Source organism: Pseudomonas sp. IT-P171 (genome assembly GCF_949767765.1).
GTDB lineage: Bacteria > Pseudomonadota > Gammaproteobacteria > Pseudomonadales > Pseudomonadaceae > Aquipseudomonas > Aquipseudomonas fluorescens_B.
In genome coordinates this window covers 203,227-223,024 of record NZ_CATKQN010000002.1, presented here as the reverse complement: position 1 = coordinate 223,024, position 19,798 = coordinate 203,227, and the positions used below count along the sequence as shown (strand labels likewise).

The following is a 19,798-nucleotide window of genomic DNA, read 5'->3' as shown; positions in this document are numbered from 1 at the left end:
GGGGGTTTTGTGGGGGGAATGTGGAGACTTTGTGATCTTTAGCGGTCTGAAGGCAAATGCAGAGTCACTTCAACCCCGTCTTGGACATTGCCGACGTGCAATGCCCCACCATGCAACTTCACCACTTCTTCAACGAAGTTGAGCCCAAGTCCGGTGCTCTTGCGCCCGCTCTCCGGACGCGGCAAGGAATAGAAACGCTCACTCAATCGCGGCAACGCGTAGTCGGGAATGGCCTCGGCCTGGTTGAACAGTCTGAATTCAATCTGCTCTCCGATCTGCTTCGCGCTGAATCGCAGCACACCCTTCACCGGCGTGAAATCCAACGCATTTTCCAGCAGATTGCCCAGCGCCTGACGCAATAGAAACGGCTCGCCAGTGATCGCCAGATCTGCTGGAATCGCCTGTTCCACCCGCAACTGCTTGCCTTCGATACGCGCGGCCTGGGCATTCAGCAACTCATTGACCAGCCCCGCCAACGGCACGGCCACTCGCTCTTCCAGCCCTTGGCGCTGCTCGACCTGAGCCAGATTCAACAGCCGCTCGATCAACTGCTGCATCCGCACGCTTTCACTGTCGATGTTGCTGACGAAACGCTGTTGTTGAGCCAACGGCATCTCGCCCTGCAGCAACTCCGCTGCGCCACGAATCGCCGCCAGCGGGCTTTTCAGTTCATGGGTCAGCGTGTGCACATAACGCTCGACGTAGGCTTTGCCTTCGAGCTGCGTGCGCATCTGCTCCACGGCGGTCGCCAGTTGCTCCATTTCGCCGCCGCGATAATGCGGAACCTCGACCCGTCGGCCTTCACTCACGGCTTTCGCATAAGCGGTCAAGCGCCGCAACGCTGCGCTCAGCCACCACGACAGCAGCGCGCCGAACAACAGACCGAGGCCGATCAGCCCGGCGCCATACGCGAGCAATCGACGCTCCGTGCGATCGACGTAAGGCTGCAACGAGCTGTTGGGTTTGGCCACGGTGACCACGCCAATGATCCGGCCGTTATCGCGAATCGGCGCACCAACGTGCATCACCGAAGAGCTGGCATCGTTCGGGTCGCTGCGACTGGAGCGAGCGCCGTACTCGCCGCGCAGGGTCAGCAAAACATCGTTCCATCGCGAGTAATCCTGGCCTACCGCCACACCGCTGGAGTCCAGGACCACGATGCCCTTAGCGTCAGTGACGTAGATCCGGTGGTTGACCTGATTCTTCGGCAGCCCCCAGATACTGGCGTTTGGCTGCCGCTCGCCATAGGCCCTGAGCAGTTCCGGCCAGCGGTTCTGGTTGAGCGTGCCGGCCTTGAAGTCGTCGCGCAGGATTTCGGCCATCAGGTTGGCGGTGTCGACCAGGGTTTCTTCGGTGGACTGACGTACGCCGGGGCGGATTTCTTCCATCACCGTGCTGAGCACGAAGTAACCCGTCAGGCCGATGAACAGCACATACACCAGGAAAATCCGGATCCCCAATGGCATCAGCTGTGGCCCGGGCTGTAGCTGTAGCCGAGGCCGCGATGGGTCTGGATCGGCTCGGCGCCGGCCTTCACCTGGCGCAATTTGGCGCGCACGCTCTTGATGTGGCTGTCGACGCTGCGCTCGTACCCGGCATCGGCGGCGACGCCCAGCGCATCGAGCAATTGCTCGCGGCTGAAGACGCGCTCAGGTTGTTCGAGCAGGCATTGCAGCAGACGGAACTCGTGGCGAGTCAGGGTCAGCAACTGGCCGCGATAGCTGATCTGAACGCGCTCGCTGTCGATGCGAAACAGTGTCGGTGCGACCTCGGCCACCGCACGTGGCGCCATGCGCTTGAGGATGGCCCGCACGCGCGCCGCCACTTCCCGTGGGCTGAACGGCTTGACCACGTAATCGTCGGCACCGATTTCCAGGCCCACGACCCGATCGATTTCCGCATCGCGGGCACTGAGGAAAATCACCGGCACCTCGCTGAAACGCCGCAGTTGCTTGCAGGTTTCGAAGCCACTGATGTCGGGCAGGCCAATGTCCAGAATGATCAGATCGGCCGGGGTCTGCCGCTGAAGCTCCAGCGCGGCGGCACCCAGGCTCAGCCAGGTGGTGGTGAACCCTTCGCCCTGCAAGGCGAAAATCAGGGTGTCGGCAATCGCCGCTTCGTCTTCGACAATCAGGATATGAGGCATGGCGTCCGAGCCCGGCAGTTGGGTGGGCGAACGGTGCCCCAAGCCTCACCTTACGTCAATGAGACCACTTGAAATCAGCAGTCGGGCTTGTCGGCAGTGAAACGTCGCGCCGGGTTCACTGCCGCGCCAAATTCACGCAGGGCTTTGGCGCCGATCAGCAGCGGGTAGTTGAAGCTGCTGCGGTCGGTCAGGTTGACCTCGACGGTGCGCTTGACGTTACCCAGGCACAGTTCCAGATCGACCACCGGACGTTTGGTGGGCGCCGCGACATCTTCATCCTCGTCTTCTTCGGAGCGGGTCTTGATCTTGCTGATCCGCGCGACCTTGTGCTCGTAGACCTTGTTGCTGGCGTCTTTGGTCGCGAGGCGGAAACGCACCCACTCATCGCCGTCGCGGGTGAAGGTTTCGATGTCCTTGGCCGACAGCGATGCGGTCAGGGCGCCAGTGTCCATTTTCGCCTTGAGGACTTCGCCGCCGATTTCCGGCAGCGCAATGTATTCGTAGCGCCCGTACAGGGTCGGCTCGGCGGCCAGGACCGGCAGGGCCACGAGGGAAAGCAGGGCAAGGAGGGATTTCACGTGATGGATGTCCTTTTTTGAAAATAGGAGCGCAGAGTCCGAATTCTAGACCGCAAAAAACAACGATAGTTGGACGACCACACACTTCTGTGGCGAGGGAGCTTGCTCCCGCTGGGCTGCGAAGCGAGCAAGTGCTCTCACAAAGCCGCAAGCATACGGCCAAGAAGGTGAAACATTCGTCACCGCCGATTTGGCCTGTCGCCCGAAGCTGCTTATCATGGCGCGCCCAAACGCTTTCAAGAGTTACTTATGCGCCGCCTGCTCACCGGCTGTTTCGTTACCCTGCTGCTGTTACTCAACACCCTGGTCCTGTTCGGGCCACTGATGGTGTTTGCCCTGTTCAAACTGGTCCTGCCCGGCCGCTGGCGTGATTACGCATCAACAGCGGTGATGTGGATCGCCGAGACCTGGGCCGAGATCGACAAGCTGATCTTCCGTCTGTGCATCCCCACGCAGTGGGACATTCGCGGCGGCGATGACTTGCGCCGCGACACCTCTTATCTGGTCATCAGCAACCATCAATCCTGGGTCGATATCCCGGCGCTGATCCAGACACTCAACCGGCGCACGCCGTTTTTCAAATTCTTCCTCAAGAAAGAACTGATCTGGGTACCGTTCTTGGGCCTGGCGTGGTGGGCGCTGGATTACCCGTTCATGAAGCGCTACACCAAGGCCTTTCTGGCGAAAAACCCGACGCTGGCGGGCAAGGATCTGGAGATTACCAAAGCGGCGTGCGAGCTGTTCAAGCGCCAGCCGGTGACCGTGGTCAATTACCTCGAAGGCACCCGCTACACCTCGGCAAAAAGCGCTCAGCAACAGTCACCGTTCACGCATCTGCTCAAGCCCAAGGCTGGCGGCGTGGCGTTTGTGCTGGCAGCGATGGGTGAACAGCTGGACGCCATTCTCGATGTGACGGTGGTATATCCGCAGCAGAAGATCCCGGGGTTCTGGGATTTGATCAGCGGCAACGTGCCGAGGGTCATCATCGACATCAACACCCGCGAACTCGACCCCGCGCTGTGGCAGGGCGATTACGAGAATGATGCGGCGTTTCGCGAGACCGTCCAGAACTGGGTGAACCAGCTCTGGATCGAGAAGGACCGGCGCATCGACGCCTTGCGCGCCGAGCGCCGCTGAATCAGCTGCCGGCGCCCCAGATTCCGCCCAGGCTCTGCAGCAGCGAACCGCCCACGCCCTGCTGACCGAAGTATTGCAGAATCAGTGGGGCAAACTGGCCGATCATGCCGCTGTCCATGCCCAATGCGCTGAACGCGTTGTTCAGGTCGTTGGTGTCCTTGACGTTGCCCAGTGCGTTATCCAGGCCGGCCGACTTACCGCTCGAACCGAGCAACCCGGCGAGGACGCCCAGTTCACCACCGCCGGACAACATGTCGATGCCCGGAACGCTCTTGGCCAGTTCCGAGTAGTCGGTCGAACTCAATTGATTCTTGGCCAGACCGAGCATCGCTCCGGTGCCGCCAACGACTTGCTGTGGTGTCAGGTTCAATTGGCTGAGCGCACCCAGCAGACCTGCCGTTTCAGAGGTCGGCGCTGCCGCTGTGGCAGCGTTATCGCCCTTCATGCCGGAAATGGCATTGGCCGCATCGCTCAGGCTGAACTGAGCAAAGACCGGGCTGGCCCCCAGGGTCATGAGCGATGCCAGTGCAAAACCGCGTGAAATCTTCATCCAGACATCCTCTTGTGCCATGAAAACCGCCCGGTAACAGGCGGAAAAGCTGCCGTTTTGACCGGTCTTGCGTCGGCATGTTCCTCAGCGCCACGTCCATTTTCTACCCGCTCGTCGACTCAAACAAAAACGGCGACCCGAAGGTCGCCGTTCTGTATTGCGTGAAGCCTTACGCCGCGCTGAACAGCTTGTGCGGATCGATCACAAACTTCTTCGGCACGCCCGCATCGAACTCGCCGTAGCCTTGCGGTGCCTGATCCAGGCTGATCACCTGAACGCCCACCACTTCGGCGATGTTGATGCGATCCCACATGATCGCCTGCATCAGCTGGCGGTTGTACTTCATCACCGGCGTCTGGCCAGTGTGGAAGCTGTGGGACTTGGCCCAGCCCAGACCGAAGCGAATGCTCAGGCTGCCCATTTTCGCGGCCGCGTCCACGGCACCCGGATCTTCGGTCACGTACAGGCCAGGGATACCGATTTTGCCAGCCACCCGAACTACACCCATCAGCGAGTTGAGCACGGTGGCCGGAGCCTCGTGTTTCACGCCGTCATGGCCGTGACCGCGCGCTTCGAAGCCCACGGCGTCGACGGCGCAATCCACTTCGGGTTCACCCAGCAGCGCAGCGATCTGTTCGTGCAGCGGGGTGTCCAGGGACAGGTCGGCAATTTCGAAACCCTGCGCCTTGGCGTGTGCCAGGCGAACAGTGTTGACGTCGCCGATGATCACCACCGCCGCGCCCAACAGGCGAGCGGAAGCGGCAGCCGCCAGACCGACCGGACCGGCACCGGCGATGTACACGGTGCTGCCCGGGCCAACGCCGGCCGTCACTGCGCCGTGGTAACCGGTCGGCAGGATGTCGGAGAGGCAGGTCAGGTCGCGGATTTTTTCCATCGCGCGATCGCGATCAGGCAGTTTCAGCAGGTTGAAGTCGGCGTACGGCACCATCGCGTATTCAGCCTGGCCGCCGGTCCAGTCGCCCATGTCGACGTAACCGTAAGCACCGCCCGGACGCGCCGGGTTCACGCTGAGGCAAACGCCAGTGTGCATTTCCTTGCAGGAACGGCAGCGCCCGCAAGCCACGTTGAACGGTACGGACACCAGGTCGCCGATTTGCAGGTTTTCGACGTCGCTGCCCTTCTCGATCACTTCGCCAGTGATCTCGTGGCCCAGCACCAGACCGGTCTGAGCGGTGGTACGGCCGCGCACCATGTGCTGGTCGGAACCACAGATGTTGGTGGAAACCACGCGCAGGATGACAGCGTGATTAATCTTCCTGCCACGCGGGTCCTGCATTTTCGGATAGTCGATTTTCTGTACTTCGACCTTGCCAGCGCCGAGATACACCACACCACGATTGCCAGACATGCTTTCACCTCGCTGTTGTTTTTATGTAGCGGTCGCGTCGCCACGGATCGGCGGCGCGTTGATTGCTCTGGTTGTTGCCTGTGTGTCTTGTGTTGTTTGTCAGGGCCTCATCGCTAGCAGGCTAGCGATGGCGATCTACAGAACGACCGTGCGATTGGCGTTCAAAAACACCCGTCGTTCGATGTGATAACCCACGGCGCGAGCCAGGGTCAGCCCTTCGATATCCCGCCCCTTGGCGATCAGGTCTTCCGGATAATGGCTGTGATCCACCACCTCCACGCCCTGGGCGATGATCGGTCCCTCGTCCAGGTCGTTGTTGATGTAGTGCGCCGTGGCGCCGACCAGCTTCACCCCTTTGTTGTAGGCCTGGTGATAAGGCTTGGCGCCCTTGAACCCCGGCAGCAGGGAGTGATGGATGTTGATCGCCTTGCCGTCGAGCTTGCGGCACAGCTCCGGTGACAAAACCTGCATGTAGCGCGCAAGGATCACCAGTTCGGCGCCGGAGTCTTCGATCACCTGCAACACCTGACGCTCCTGCGACGGCTTGTCGTTGGGGTCGAGCGGGAAGTGGTAGTACGGAATCTGGTGCCAGTCGGCCAACGGCTTGAGGTCCGGATGGTTGGAGATCACGGCGGCGACGTCCATCGACAACTGGCCGATGCGCTGGCGGTAGAGCAAATCGTTGAGGCAGTGATCGGCCTTGGAGACCATGATCACCACTTTCGGCCGGTAGTTCGGCGGGGTCAGTTCGAAGATCATGCCGAAGGCTTTACCACGCTCTTCCAACCCGGCGCGGAAGGCTTGTTCGTCAAAGCCGTCGGGTTGACGGAATTCCACGCGAATGAAGAAACGACCCGAGAGACGGTCATCGAACGAATGGTGCTCGGTAACGTAGCAGCCCTGCTCGAACAGAAATCGGGTCACCGCGTCCACGGTGCCGAGGACGCTGGGGCAGTCGGCGGTCAGAATCCATGTGTCTGGGGCGCGGCTCATAGTGCGGTGACTCCTGCTACAAATTAGGTGGTCGCAGAGACCCCTGTGGCGAGGGGATTTATCCCCGTTCGGCTGCGAAGCAGTCGTAAAACCAGTCAACTCAATTTGGCTGGGATACCGAGTTGTGAGGTTTCAGGGCTGCTGCGCAGCCCAACGGGGATAAATCCCCTCGCCACAAAGCCCATCACCACAAACGATCATTAAGCCTGAACGCTCAGGCCGTACTCGGCCGCTGCATCCTGCAGCCACAACCACCAGTAATCCGAGAAGCTGCGGCGGATCAGCAGTTCCCAGGTGTCTTCGGCGGTGTGGCGGATCACCAGTTGCGACTTGGCGAACACGGTGCCCACTGCCTTGCCGACCGGGAAACTGTTCGGGTGTACGTCGTAGCTGGTGGATTTCATCAGCACCTGGCGCACGTTAGGGCCGCTCAGTTCGAGGATCTGCTGGCCACCGCTGACGTTAACGATCTGGATGTGCAGATCGCCCAGCGCTTCACGCAGTTTCTGCTCGGCGGCGAACTCTTCGCCAGTCGGCACGATCAACAGCCACTCATCCGGCCCCATCCATTGCAGGCTGGTTTCACCCTTGACGATGACCGTCAGCGCGCCTGGCAATTCGATGCCAAGGGCCTTGTGCACGCCAGCACTGAACGCCGCATCGTAGCCGTCGCCACGAATGGTCAGGTGGCCGAGGAGTTTTTTCTCACGCACGATCACGCCGGCGTTTTTGCGACCCTTGCCGACCAGGCTGGCGAGGTCGGCATGATGCAGCGACGACTCGGCCTTGGCCCCGGTGGTTGGGCGTTGTTGGTAAACGTTGGCTACGGTCATAAAGCACCTTTCCTGAATTCTGTTGGTTCCTGTGGTGGCTGCACTGCCGTCATCGCCAGCAGGCCAGCTCCCACATTCAACCGCGTTCCCCGGTGGGAGCTAGTCTGCTAGCGATTGCGGTAGCAGACTCTCCACAGGACCCGAGGCCACTAGATGTTCTGGCGATCACCTTTCGGATCGAAGAACACCGAAGAAACGATTTCCGCCTCGATCACGCTGCCATCCGCCAGCGGTGCGAACACCCGTTCGCCGATACGCTTTAAACCGCCTTTCACTACGCCCATGGCAAACGAATAGCCCAGGGAGTTGTGCAGGTAGCTGGAAGTGACGTGACCGACCATCGTCATCGGGATCGTCTGCTTGGTGTTGAACACCAGTTGCGCACCTTCCGGCAGCCATTTGGTCGGATCGATCGGCTTCAGGCCCACCAGCTGTTTACGTTGATCACGCACGCAGTCTTCGCGGTTCATGCCACGCCAGCCGATCCACGAGAACGGTTTGGTGCGACCGACACACCAGCCCATGTTCAAATCGTCCGGGGTCATCGAGCCGTCGGTGTCCTGACCGACGATGATGAAGCCCTTCTCGGCCCGCAGGATGTGCATGGTTTCGGTGCCGTACGGGGTCAGGTTGTACTGTTTGCCGGCCTCGACGATTTTCTCGAGCACGCCCATGGCGTAGTCGGCCTGCACGTTGACTTCGTACGACAGCTCACCGGTAAACGAAATCCGGAACACCCGCGCCGGCACACCGCCGACCAGGCCTTCTTTCCAGGTCATGAACGGGAAGGCTTCGTTGCTCAGGTCGATGTCGGTGACTTCGCTGAGCAGCTTGCGGCTGTTCGGCCCGGACAGGGTCATGGTTGCCCAGTGATCCGTCACGGAAGTGAAGTACACCTTCAGGTCTGGCCATTCGGTCTGTTGGTAGATTTCCAGCCATTGCAGCACGCGTGCAGCGCCGCCGGTGGTGGTGGTCATCACGAAGTGGTTGTCGGCGAGGCAAGCGGTGACGCCGTCGTCGAAGACCATGCCGTCTTCTTTGCACATCAGGCCGTAACGGGCCTTGCCCACGTCGAGCTTGGTCCAGGCGTTGGTGTAGATGCGGTTGAGGAACTCGCGCGCATCCGGGCCTTGAATGTCGATCTTGCCGAGGGTCGAGGCGTCCAGCAGGCCGACGCTGTCGCGCACGGCTTTGCATTCGCGTTTCACTGCGGCGTGAATGTCTTCACCGTTTTTCGGGAAGTACCACGGACGTTTCCACTGACCGACGTCCTCGAACTCGGCGCCATTCTTCACGTGCCAGTGATGCAGCGCGGTGAAGCGGACAGGTTCGAAGATGTGCCCGCAGTGACGGCCGGCCACGGCGCCGAAGGTCACCGGCGTGTAGTTCGGACGGAACATGGTGGTGCCCATCTGCGGGATGGTCACGTTCAACGAACGGGCGGCGATGGCCAGGCCGTTGACGTTGCCGAGCTTGCCCTGGTCAGTACCGAAGCCCAGTGCGGTATAGCGTTTGACGTGCTCGACCGACTCGAAGCCTTCGCGGGTCGCCAGTTCGATGGCGGCAGCGGTGACGTCGTTTTGCAGGTCGACGAATTGCTTCGGCGCCCGTGCGGTGTTCTTTTCGTGCGGCACCTGGAACAGCGCCAGGGTGGGCTCTTCCAGACGGCTCAGGGCTTTCGGCAAAGTACCTTCGACCACGCTGAAACCGGCTTCACTGGCTGCGCGAGCGCCGCCTTCAAAACCATCGGCCAGGGAATCGCCGAGGCCGTAGACGCCGTTGATGCCACCGACGCACACGCGTTTCTGCGGTGCTTCGCCCGGTACGAAACCGAGGATGTCTTCACGCCAGATCGGCTTGCCACCCAAGTGCGACGCCAGGTGAACCACCGGGCTGTAACCGCCGGAACTGGCGATCAAATCGCAATCGAGCCATTCGCCAGGACTGGTCACGGCGTGCGCCTTGACATCGATCGCGGCGACGCGAGCGGCGGTCACGTGCTTGCTGCCACGGGCCTCGATCACGGCGCTACCGGTCAGGATGCGAATGCCTTTGGCGCGTGCTTCTTCAACCAATGCACCGCGCGGATTGCTACGGGCGTCGGCGATGGCCACCACTTGCAGGCTGGCATCGAGCCAATCCAGGGCAACGCGGTAGGCGTGATCGTTGTTGGTCGACAGCACCAGTTTCTTGCCCGGTGCCACGCCGTAACGGCGCACGTAAGTCGAGACAGCGCCGGCGAGCATGTTGCCCGGCACGTCGTTGTTGCCATACACCAGTGGACGTTCGTGAGCACCGGTCGCCAGGACCACGCGCTTGGCGCGAACCCGGTGGATGCGCTGACGCACCTGGCCGATCGGGGCGCGGTCGCCGAGGTGATCGGTCAGGCGCTCGTGAATGGTCAGGAAGTTATGGTCGTGGTAACCGTTGACCGTGGCGCGCGGCAACAGCAGCACGTCCGGGGTGTCCTTCAGCTCGGCGATGACGCTGGCGACCCACTCGGTGGCTGGCTTGCCGTCGAGGCTTTCGCGGGAATCGAGCAGGCTGCCGCCGAACTCTTCCTGCTCATCGGCGAGGATCACGCGAGCACCGCTGCGCGCAGCCGCCAGTGCAGCGGCCAGGCCGGCAGGGCCACCGCCGACGATCAGCACGTCGCAGTGCTGGTTCATGTAGTCGTAGGTGTCCGGATCGTTCTCGGTCGGCGAGCGGCCAAGGCCGGCGGCCTTACGGATGTACTTCTCGTAGGTCATCCAGAACGATTGCGGGTACATGAAGGTTTTGTAGTAGAAGCCCGGAGGCATCAGCTTGCCGCCGACCTTGCCGAGAATCCCCATCATGTCGTTGTTCACGCTTGGCCAGCCGTTGGTGCTGGTGGCGACCAGACCTTGATACAGCGCCTGTTGCGTGGCACGTACGTTCGGGATCTGCGTGGCTTCGGTCGCGCCAATCTGCAGCACGGCGTTCGGCTCTTCAGCGCCGGCAGCGAAGATGCCGCGCGGACGGGAGTACTTGAAGCTGCGACCGATGATGTCGACACCGTTGGCCAGCAGGGCTGCGGCCAGGGAATCGCCTTCAAAGCCTTTGTAGACCTGGCCGTTGAAGGTGAAGCTCAGCACTTTGTTGCGGTCGATCCGTCCGCCGTTGGACAGGCGATTGATCTGGCTCATACCTTCTCTCCCAGAGCCGTGGTGGCCGCTTTCGGGCTATCGGTCTTGTCGGTGAATTGTGGCTTGGTGCCGATCTTGTAGGTCTCGAGAATCTCGTAGGTCACGGTGTCGCGGGTGGCGTTGAAGTACTGACGGCAACCGGCAGCGTGAATCCACAGTTCATGGTGCAGACCGCGAGGGTTGTCGCGGAAGAACATGTAGTCGCCCCACTCCTCGTCGGTGCAGGTGTTCGGGTCCAGTGGACGCGGGATGTGCGCCTGGCCGGATGCGTGGAATTCCTCTTCGGAGCGCAGTTCGCCGCAGTGAGGACAGAAGATATGCAACATGGGGATTTCTCCTGTTAGTGGGCAACCGCAGCAGCGCCGTGTTCGTCGATCAACGCACCGTTGTGGAAACGGTCGATGGAGAAAGGTGCGGCCAATGGGTGCATTTCACCCTTGGCCAGGCTTGCGGCAAACACGTTGCCCGAGCCAGGTGTGGCCTTGAAGCCACCGGTGCCCCAACCGCAGTTGAAGAACATGTTCGGGACCGGGGTTTTCGAAATGATCGGGCAGGCATCCGGCGTGGTGTCGACGATGCCGCCCCACTGACGGTTCATGCGTACGCGGGACAGCACCGGGAACATCTCGACGATGGCCTGGATGGTGTGCTCGATCACCGGGTACGAACCACGCTGGCCGTAGCCGTTGTAGCCGTCGATGCCGGCGCCGATCACCAGGTCGCCCTTGTCGGACTGGCTGATGTAGCCGTGCACGGCGTTGGACATGATCACGCTGTCGATAATCGGTTTGATCGGCTCGGACACCAACGCTTGCAGCGGGTGGGATTCGATCGGCAGACGGAAACCGGCCAGCTTGGCCATGTGCCCGGAGTTACCGGCCGTGACCACGCCGACGCGCTTGGCGCCGATGAAGCCCTTGTTGGTTTCGACACCGATGCACACGCCGTTTTCCTTGCGGAAGCCGATCACCTCGGTCTGCTGGATCAGGTCCACGCCCAGTGCGTCGGCGGCACGGGCAAAGCCCCACGCCACGGCATCGTGACGGGCCACGCCGCCGCGACGCTGAACGGTTGCGCCCATCACCGGGTAGCGAGTGTTCTTCGAGCAGTCGAGGTACGGGATCTCGTCGGCCACTTGCTTGGCATCGAGCAGTTCACCGTCCACGCCGTTGAGGCGGTTGGCGCTGACCCGACGCTCGGAATCACGGATGTCCTGCAGGGTGTGGCACAGGTTGTAGACGCCACGCTGGGAGAACATCACGTTGTAGTTCAGGTCCTGGGAAAGGCCTTCCCACAATTTCATTGCGTGTTCGTACAGGTGAGCCGACTCGTCCCACAGGTAGTTGGAGCGAACGATGGTGGTGTTGCGCGCGGTGTTACCGCCGCCCAGCCAGCCTTTTTCGACCACGGCCACGTTGGTGATGCCGTGCTCCTTGGCCAGGTAGTAAGCCGTGGCGAGACCATGCCCGCCACCGCCGACGATGACCACGTCATAGACCTTTTTAGGGGTCGGTGTGCGCCACATCTTCTGCCAGTTTTCGTGATGGCTGAGGGAGTGTTTGAAGAGGCCGAAGCCCGAATAGCGTTGCATAGTCATTTACTCCAAAACCGCGCTCAGCGATAAACCGGGAAATCTGCGCACAGGGCCGACACTTGCTGCGCGACATTGGCCTCGACATCGGCGTCGCCGAGGTTGTCGAGGATGTCGCAGATCCAGCCGGCCAGCGTGACGCACTGGGTCACCTTGAAGCCGCGCGTGGTCACCGCCGGGGTGCCGATGCGCAGGCCGGACGTGACGAACGGCGACTGTGGATCATTCGGGACAGCGTTCTTGTTCACGGTGATGTGGGCGCGACCGAGTGCTGCATCCGCCTCTTTGCCGGTGAGGCCCTGACGGATCAGGCTGACCAGGAACAGGTGGTTATCGGTGCCGCCGGACACTACATCGTAGCCGCGTTTGATAAACACGCCGGCCATGGCCTGGGCGTTGTCGATCACTTGTTGCTGGTAAGCCTTGAAACCGGGCTCCAGCGCTTCCTTGAAGCACACGGCCTTACCGGCGATCACGTGCATCAGCGGGCCGCCCTGGGCACCCGGGAAGACTGCCGCGTTGAGCTTCTTCTCGATTTCTTCGTTGGCCTTGCACAGGATCAGGCCGCCACGCGGACCGCGCAGGGTCTTGTGGGTGGTGGTGGTGACCACGTCGGCGTAAGGCAGCGGATTCGGGTACAGGCCGGCAGCGACCAGGCCGGCGACGTGGGCCATGTCGACGAACAGCAGCGCACCAACCTTGTCGGCGATCTGGCGGAAGCGTGGGAAGTCGAGGGTCTTGGAGTAGGCCGAGAAGCCGGCGACGATCATCTTCGGCTTGCATTCGACGGCCAGACGCTCGACTTCGTCGTAGTCGATCAGACCGGTTTTGGTGTCGATCCCGTACTGCACGGCGTTGTACAGCTTGCCCGAGGACGACACCTTGGCACCGTGGGTCAGGTGACCGCCATGGGCCAGGCTCATGCCCAGAATGGTGTCGCCGGCTTGCAGCAGGGCCAGGTACACGGCGCTGTTGGCCGAGGAACCGGAGTGCGGCTGCACGTTGGCGTAATCGGCGCCGAACAACTGCTTGGCGCGTTCGATGGCCAGGGCTTCAACCTTGTCCACGTGCTCGCAGCCACCGTAGTAGCGCTTGCCCGGATAGCCTTCGGCGTATTTGTTGGTCAGGCCACTGCCTTGCGCTTCCATGACGCGTTTGCTGGTGTAGTTCTCTGACGCGATCAGCTCGATGTGATCTTCCTGGCGTTGCTCTTCGGCATTCATCGCCGCCAGCAGTGCATCGTCGTAACCCTGGATCTGGTCTTGCTTGCTGAACATCGCGTCTCTCCCAGCGGCGGCGGTGCGCCATTCGTCTCGGTGAGGCACGTACCTGTCGGCAGTGCCCTTTGATGCGATGGTATGACCGGCGCAGACAGGTCAAATGCCTACGGACGCCACGCAAAGGTGCGTTTACGACATGGGCCGCAAAGGATGGCCGGCAAAGGCTCTTGTGGCGAGGGAGCTTGCTTCCGCTCGGCTGCAAAGCAGTCGTAAAACCGACAAACTCGATCTAACTGCAGAATCGCATTTGCTGGGTGTCGGGCTGCCGCGCAGCCCAGCGGGAGCAAGCTCCCTCGCCACAGGGCTGGAGTCAGGACAGGAGTTGGCGCAAGGCCAGAAGAACGAGAAAATGTACGGGATAGAGCGCATACGCCCAACGCCGCATCGGCGGCGGTTTGAAATGCCTGGCCTGTCGCAACAAGAGCAGCCCTGGCAATGGCGCGATCAGGCAAGTGGCGATGCCAAGGATGGCTGCACCATTTCCAAACCTGGCGGAGTGATACAGCACCTCCCATTGGTTGGCGGCCAGGCAGACCAGTCCGGGCAACAGGCTGAAGTACCAGGGCCGCTTGATCACCAGCAACATGGCCAGCGGCAGCAGAACGCCGAAGAAACCGAACATCAGTCGCTCCGAGAACAGTGCTGCCACGGTCAGAGCCCCCACCGCGAGCAGTCGCGAGTGCAGCGTTTCGTGCCGCCAGCCGCGCGCGACCAGCAGCCCAAGCGCCAGCGTAGGCAACACGTTCAAGGTGTCCGGATCAGGAATGTACATCCGGTAGGGAATTTCACTGATGGCGCTGAACAGCAGCAACCAACCCAGATAACGCCACTGGCCGTCAGTCGTCGCTGCACCGGCGCGCGACAGATTGGCCGCTATCGCTAAACAAAACCAAGGAAACGCTAGCCTCCCCGGTACATACAGAATATCGACGGAATAACCGACATATCGCAGGTGATCGAGCACCATGCTCAATAGCGCCAGCCACTTGAGCAGATCGAGTGCCCCGTCGCGTTGAGTCATGTGCATAATTGCCCGGTGTCCTTGTAATGTTCTGACAGTGACATCCCGTGTGCTCCCCGGACGATCTTCGGTAAAGTGCGCACCATCATTGACCACGAAGCTCTTCACCATAGGAGCTTCGACCACGGAAGCCGGCCATGACCGACAAGAGCCAACAATTCGCCAGCGACAACTATTCCGGTATCTGCCCTGAAGCCTGGGCCGCCATGGAACAGGCCAACCACGGCCACCAACGCGCCTATGGCGACGATGAGTGGACCGCTCGCGCGTCCGATCAATTCCGCAAACTGTTCGAAACCGACTGCGAAGTGTTCTTCGCCTTCAACGGCACCGCCGCCAACTCCCTGGCCCTGTCGTCGCTGTGCCAGAGTTACCACAGCGTGATCTGCTCGGAAACCGCCCACGTCGAAACCGACGAATGCGGCGCACCGGAATTCTTTTCCAACGGCTCCAAGCTGCTGGTCGCCCGCACCGAAAACGGCAAGCTGACCCCGGAATCGATCCGCGAAGTGGCCCTCAAGCGCCAGGACATCCACTACCCGAAACCGCGCGTCGTGACCCTGACCCAGGCCACCGAAGTCGGCAGCATCTACACCCCGGAAGAAATCCGCGCCATCAGCGCCACCTGCAAAGAGCTGGGCCTGAACCTGCACATGGACGGCGCGCGCTTCTCCAATGCTTGTGCATTCCTTGGCTGCTCGCCAGCGGACCTGACCTGGAAGGCCGGGGTCGATGTCTTGTGCTTCGGCGGCACGAAAAACGGCATGGCCGTGGGTGAAGCGATTCTGTTCTTCAACCACAAACTGGCTGAAGACTTCGACTACCGCTGCAAACAGGCCGGTCAGCTGGCATCCAAGATGCGTTTCCTCTCGGCGCCGTGGGTCGGGATTCTGGAAAACGACGCCTGGCTCAAATACGCCCGCCACGCCAACCACTGCGCGCAGTTGCTGGCCGAACTGGTCAGCGACATTCAGGGCGTTGAGTTGATGTTCCCGGTGCAGGCCAACGGCGTGTTCCTGCAACTCTCGGAACCGGCCATTGCCGCGCTGACCGCCAAGGGCTGGCGCTTCTACACCTTCATCGGCAACGGCGGCGCACGCTTCATGTGCTCGTGGGACACCGAAGAAGAACGCGTTCGTGAACTGGCGGCGGACATCCGGGAAGTAATGTCCCGCTAACCACCACCCCGATCCCCCCTGTGGCGAGGGAGCTTGCTCCCGCCCGGCGGCGAAGCCGTCGCAAAAACCGCCATCGCGGTCTGCCTGACAGACCGCATCCTCCGTATTTGGGGCTGCTGCGCAGCCCAGCGGGAGCAAGCGCCCTCGTCACAAAAGCTCACTCGCCACTCACCACAGCCTCTTGGTCTACATTGTCCTGCGAGCCACTCGATTCGCTCAGACAATAACAATCAGGAGCGCACGCATGTCCTTACAAGGCAAAACCCTGTTCATTACCGGCGCCAGTCGCGGGATTGGTCGTGAGATCGCACTGCGGGCGGCGCGGGACGGGGCCAACATTGTGATTGCGGCCAAAAGTGCCGAGCCTCACCCCAAACTGCCGGGTACGATTTTCAGTGTGGCGAAGGAAGTCGAGGACGCAGGCGGCAAGGCGCTGGCCTTGCAGGTGGATGTGCGTGATGAAGTCGCGGTGCGTGAAGCACTGGCCCAGGCCAACGAACATTTCGGCGGCATTGATGCGCTGATCAACAACGCCGGCGCAATCAAGCTGACGGGCGTTCAGCACATCGAACTCAAGCGCTTTGACCTGATGCACCAGATCAACACCCGCGCGGTGTTGCTGTGCAGTCAGGCTGCCCTGCCCTATCTGAAAAAAAGCAGCGGCCATATCCTCAACCTGTCACCACCGCTCAACCTGGCCACCAAATGGTTCGCCCAATACAGCCCGTACACCGTGACCAAATACGGCATGAGCATGCTCACGGTGGGCATGAGCGAGGAATTCAGGAACTACGGCATCAGCGTCAATTCGCTGTGGCCGCAGACCATGATCGCCACCGCCGCCATCGAGTTTCAGCTGGGGTCACGGGAGTCGTTCAAGCATGCGCGTACGCCGGCGATCATGGCCGATGCGGCCCATGTGATCCTGGACAGCAGCGGTCGCCGCATTACTGGGCGGTTGCTGATTGATGAGGAGATTCTGCGAGAGAATGGCGCGACCGGTTTTGATCACTACCGCTTTGAGCCCGGCACCAACGACAAGCTGATGACCGACTTGTTTGTGGACTGAAGCACCAATCCTTGTGGGAGCGAGCCTGCTCGCGATGAGGCCGTCATATCCAACAGAGATGTTGACTGACAGACCGCTATCGCGAGCAGGCTCGCTCCCACAGGTTTAAAACTCGATGCGCACGTCGCCCTTCGGCACGCTGCAGCACGACAAAATATACCCTTCGGCTTCGTCTTCCTCGGTGATCCCGCCGTTGTGGTCCATCTCGACTTCGCCTCCCAGCTTCATCACCTTGCACGTGCCGCAGATCCCCATCCCGCAGGCCTTCGGAATCAATAGCCCCAGCTTGGCAGCAGCGGCGTGGACCGTTTCTCCCGGCGCAACGCGAATGCTCTTGCCGGACGCGGTGAATTCCACTTGATGCAGATCCGCCACATCGATGTCCGGTGCTTCGGCTGCAATTTCGGCTTGCTCCACCGCATCGGCGCGGGCTTCCGGTGGCGTGGCACCGAAGGACTCCTCGTGATACCGCTTCATGTCGAAACCAGCAGCCTCGAGCATGCGTTTCACAGCGTTCATGTACGGCGTCGGCCCGCAGCAGAACACTTCGCGCTCAAGGAAGTCCGGTGCCATCAGTTCCAGCATCTTGTGATTCAGGTAACCGCGATAACCGGCCCACGGTTCACCCAGACCATGCTTCTCGCAGATCAGGTGCAGGCTGAAGTTGTCGATCCGCGACGCCATGTGTTCCAGCTCGCGGTGGTAAATGATGTCCTTGGGCGAACGCGCGCTGTGGATAAACACCATGTCGACGTTGCCGTTGGTGTCGTAGAACCAGCGCGCCATCGACATCACCGGCGTGATGCCGACACCGCCGCTGAGGTAGAGCACTTTCGGCGCGGTGAAATCCATAGCGTTGAACAGCCCGACCGGCCCGTGTACCGCCAGTTCCTGACCTTCGTGCAAGGTGTCGTGCAACCAGTTCGATACCTTGCCGCCCGGTACGCGCTTGATGGTCACCGAAAAGCTGTACGGCACCGATGGCGAGCTGGAAATGGTGTAGGAGCGCATGATCGGCACGCCTTCGATTTCCAGCTCCAGGGTGACAAACTGGCCCGGCTTGAAGAAGAACAGGATCGGCTGGTCGGCCATAAAGCAGAAGGTGCGCACATCCCAGGTTTCCTGGATGACTTTGACGCAACGGACAATGTGTCGGCCATTGGCCCAGGTCTGGGTAGTTACCGGATTCAGGAAGCTGTTGGACATGCTGTTCTCCACCGCCGATGGTCGGCCTTATGTTGGCGATTCTGCGTATAGCGTGAACCACCCATTTACCTATCTGCGACATTCACATACTTATCGCGACCAGCCCCCAACTACCGAGGGTTGCGCGTCGGGAACAGATTGGGCCATGTCGCCCATGGATAAGGTTCTGGGTAGCGCCGGCCCCACACTCGCCCCATACCAAGACACACTCTTTACACCCTTGCGTAGCAAACCTGATTAGCCACTTTCGCCGGCCACACAGAATGGCCTTGAGGATTAAATGATGGACGTCACCACTACCCTGAGCCTGGGCGATCCACTGGAACCCGCACGCAAGGCCACCGCGCAGATGCTGCAAGAGCGCGAGCGTACTTTCTCGCTGCCGCAGCCGTTTTACTCTGACGAGCGGCTGTTTGATATCGACATGCAGGAAATCTTCCAGAAAGAGTGGTTGATTGCCGGCATGACCTGCGAAATCCCGACCAAGGGCAACTACCTGACCCTGCAGGTCGGCAAGAACCCGATCATCGTGATTCGCGGCGCCGAAGGCGTGGTGCATGCGTTCCACAACGTCTGCCGTCACCGCGGTTCGCGGCTGTGCACCAGTGAAAAGGGCAAGGTCGCCAAGCTGGTCTGCCACTACCACCAGTGGACGTACGAGCTGGACGGCCGCCTGCTGTTCGCCGGCACCGAAATGGGCGCCGATTTCGACATGAAGCAGTACGGCCTCAAACCGGTGAACGTGAAGACCGCCGGCGGCTACATTTTCATCAGCCTGTCGGAGAACCCGCCGGCCATCGATGACTTCCTGTCGACGCTGAACCATTACATGGAACCGTACGACATGGAGAACACCAAGGTGGCGGTGCAAACCACCTTGATGGAAAAGGCCAACTGGAAACTGGTCCTGGAAAACAACCGCGAGTGCTACCACTGCAACGCGTCGCACCCGGAACTGCTGAAAACCCTGCTGGAATGGGACGACGTCACCGACCCGCGCGCCGACCAGGCGTTCAAGGACCACGTCGCTGCCTCCGCCGCTGCCTGGGAAGCCGAGAAGATTCCTTACGCCCACGCCAGCTTCGGCCTGCGTAACCGCATCGTGCGCATGCCGCTGCTCAAGGGCACCGTGTCGATGACCATGGATGGCAAACAGGGCTGTGCCAAACTCATGGGCCGCATAAAGAACCCGGACCTGGGCTCGATGCGCATCCTGCACCTGCCGCACTCGTGGAACCACTGCATGGGCGACCACATCATTGTCTTCACGGTGTGGCCGATCAGCGCGCAGGAAACCATGGTCACCACCAAGTGGATCGTCCACAAGGACGCCGTTGAAGGCGTGGACTACGACGTGGAGCGCATGCGCCAGGTCTGGGATGCGACCAACGACCAGGACCGTCGCCTGGCCGAAGAGAACCAGCGCGGGATCAACTCCACCGCGTACCAGCCTGGGCCTTACTCGAAGACTTATGAGTTTGGCGTGGTGAACTTTGTGGACTGGTACAGCGAGCGGTTGCTGAACAACCTGGGCGCGGAACCTGCGCCTTACCTCAAAGGGGTTCCGGTTCAGGGCTGACCGATCCCCCGGGACAAAAAAAACCGCGAACATGTTTCGCGGTTTTTTATTGTTCAAATTTCGACCAATTGCTTTAGAGCTGCTGCGGATAGGGGGCTGTA

17 protein-coding genes are annotated in these 19,798 nt (G+C 61.0%); 4 read left to right on the top strand and 13 right to left on the bottom strand.

Going from position 1 to position 19,798, the window contains the following annotated elements; all coding sequences use genetic code 11:
- Positions 1-38 precede the first annotated feature (38 nt).
- The 3 genes from creC to ACM6I5_RS02150 form a co-directional block, all read right to left on the bottom strand.
- Complete coding sequence (creC, locus tag ACM6I5_RS02160; protein WP_414883098.1) at positions 39-1,466, bottom strand: two-component system sensor histidine kinase CreC; 1,428 nt, start codon at positions 1,464-1,466, stop codon at positions 39-41.
- Positions 1,466-2,146: a two-component system response regulator CreB gene (creB, locus tag ACM6I5_RS02155; RefSeq protein ID WP_414883097.1), complete on the bottom strand. Its 681-nt coding sequence runs from the start codon at positions 2,144-2,146 to the stop codon at positions 1,466-1,468. Before creB ends, creC begins: the two co-directional genes overlap by 1 nt.
- 74 nt (positions 2,147-2,220) lie before the next feature.
- Positions 2,221-2,724, bottom strand: coding sequence for an ATP-dependent zinc protease (locus ACM6I5_RS02150; RefSeq protein WP_223413630.1), 504 nt, complete (start codon positions 2,722-2,724; stop codon positions 2,221-2,223).
- Positions 2,725-2,973: 249 nt separating this feature from the next.
- Between ACM6I5_RS02150 and ACM6I5_RS02145 the strand changes: the two genes are divergently transcribed.
- Positions 2,974-3,861, top strand: coding sequence for an acyltransferase (locus ACM6I5_RS02145; RefSeq protein WP_414883096.1), 888 nt, complete (start codon positions 2,974-2,976; stop codon positions 3,859-3,861).
- 1 nt (position 3,862) lies between these two features.
- On the opposite strand, the gene ACM6I5_RS02140 is transcribed toward ACM6I5_RS02145, so the two are convergent.
- The 9 genes from ACM6I5_RS02140 to ACM6I5_RS02100 all read right to left on the bottom strand — a co-directional run bounded on the left by ACM6I5_RS02140 (position 3,863) and on the right by ACM6I5_RS02100 (position 14,671).
- Complete coding sequence (locus ACM6I5_RS02140) at positions 3,863-4,411, bottom strand: DUF2780 domain-containing protein (protein ID WP_414883095.1); 549 nt, start codon at positions 4,409-4,411, stop codon at positions 3,863-3,865.
- 169 nt (positions 4,412-4,580) lie between these two features.
- Positions 4,581-5,780, bottom strand: a complete 1,200-nt coding sequence (fdhA, locus tag ACM6I5_RS02135; RefSeq protein WP_017341178.1) for a formaldehyde dehydrogenase, glutathione-independent — start codon at positions 5,778-5,780, stop codon at positions 4,581-4,583.
- Between the two features lie 135 nt (positions 5,781-5,915).
- Positions 5,916-6,773, bottom strand: a complete 858-nt coding sequence (gene purU / locus ACM6I5_RS02130) for a formyltetrahydrofolate deformylase (RefSeq protein WP_017341179.1) — start codon at positions 6,771-6,773, stop codon at positions 5,916-5,918.
- Positions 6,774-6,973: 200 nt separating this feature from the next.
- The gene (locus tag ACM6I5_RS02125) at positions 6,974-7,606 is read right to left on the bottom strand and encodes a sarcosine oxidase subunit gamma (protein WP_414883094.1); all 633 of its coding nucleotides are present in this window, start codon (positions 7,604-7,606) and stop codon (positions 6,974-6,976) included.
- A gap of 149 nt (positions 7,607-7,755) precedes the next feature.
- On the bottom strand, positions 7,756-10,773 hold the full coding sequence (locus ACM6I5_RS02120; protein WP_017341181.1) for a sarcosine oxidase subunit alpha: 3,018 nt from the start codon (positions 10,771-10,773) through the stop codon (positions 7,756-7,758).
- Positions 10,770-11,099, bottom strand: a complete 330-nt coding sequence (locus ACM6I5_RS02115) for a sarcosine oxidase subunit delta (RefSeq protein WP_017341182.1) — start codon at positions 11,097-11,099, stop codon at positions 10,770-10,772. The genes ACM6I5_RS02120 and ACM6I5_RS02115 overlap by 4 nt, the downstream gene beginning before the upstream one ends.
- A 14-nt stretch (positions 11,100-11,113) precedes the next feature.
- A complete protein-coding gene (locus tag ACM6I5_RS02110; RefSeq protein WP_007947735.1) occupies positions 11,114-12,364 on the bottom strand; it encodes a sarcosine oxidase subunit beta in 1,251 nt (416 codons plus the stop codon).
- Between the two features lie 23 nt (positions 12,365-12,387).
- Positions 12,388-13,641: a serine hydroxymethyltransferase gene (gene glyA, locus ACM6I5_RS02105; RefSeq protein WP_017341183.1), complete on the bottom strand. Its 1,254-nt coding sequence runs from the start codon at positions 13,639-13,641 to the stop codon at positions 12,388-12,390.
- A gap of 313 nt (positions 13,642-13,954) precedes the next feature.
- On the bottom strand, positions 13,955-14,671 hold the full coding sequence (locus tag ACM6I5_RS02100) for a TraX family protein (RefSeq protein ID WP_414880267.1): 717 nt from the start codon (positions 14,669-14,671) through the stop codon (positions 13,955-13,957).
- Between the two features lie 131 nt (positions 14,672-14,802).
- Between ACM6I5_RS02100 and ACM6I5_RS02095 the strand changes: the two genes are divergently transcribed.
- Positions 14,803-15,843, top strand: coding sequence for a low specificity L-threonine aldolase (locus ACM6I5_RS02095; protein WP_017341185.1), 1,041 nt, complete (start codon positions 14,803-14,805; stop codon positions 15,841-15,843).
- Between the two features lie 244 nt (positions 15,844-16,087).
- Positions 16,088-16,912 carry an SDR family oxidoreductase gene (locus ACM6I5_RS02090; RefSeq protein WP_414883093.1) on the top strand — a complete coding sequence of 275 codons (825 nt, stop codon included), beginning with the start codon at positions 16,088-16,090 and terminating at the stop codon, positions 16,910-16,912.
- A 105-nt stretch (positions 16,913-17,017) separates the two neighbouring features.
- Here the strand turns inward: ACM6I5_RS02090 and gbcB are convergent, their stop codons facing one another.
- Positions 17,018-18,118 carry a glycine-betaine demethylase subunit GbcB gene (gene gbcB, locus ACM6I5_RS02085; RefSeq protein WP_017341187.1) on the bottom strand — a complete coding sequence of 367 codons (1,101 nt, stop codon included), beginning with the start codon at positions 18,116-18,118 and terminating at the stop codon, positions 17,018-17,020.
- A 283-nt stretch (positions 18,119-18,401) separates the two neighbouring features.
- On the opposite strand from gbcB, the gene gbcA reads away from it, so the two are divergent.
- The gene (gene gbcA / locus ACM6I5_RS02080; RefSeq protein ID WP_031319164.1) at positions 18,402-19,697 is read left to right on the top strand and encodes a glycine-betaine demethylase subunit GbcA; all 1,296 of its coding nucleotides are present in this window, start codon (positions 18,402-18,404) and stop codon (positions 19,695-19,697) included.
- The last annotated feature ends 101 nt before the right edge of the window (positions 19,698-19,798 follow it).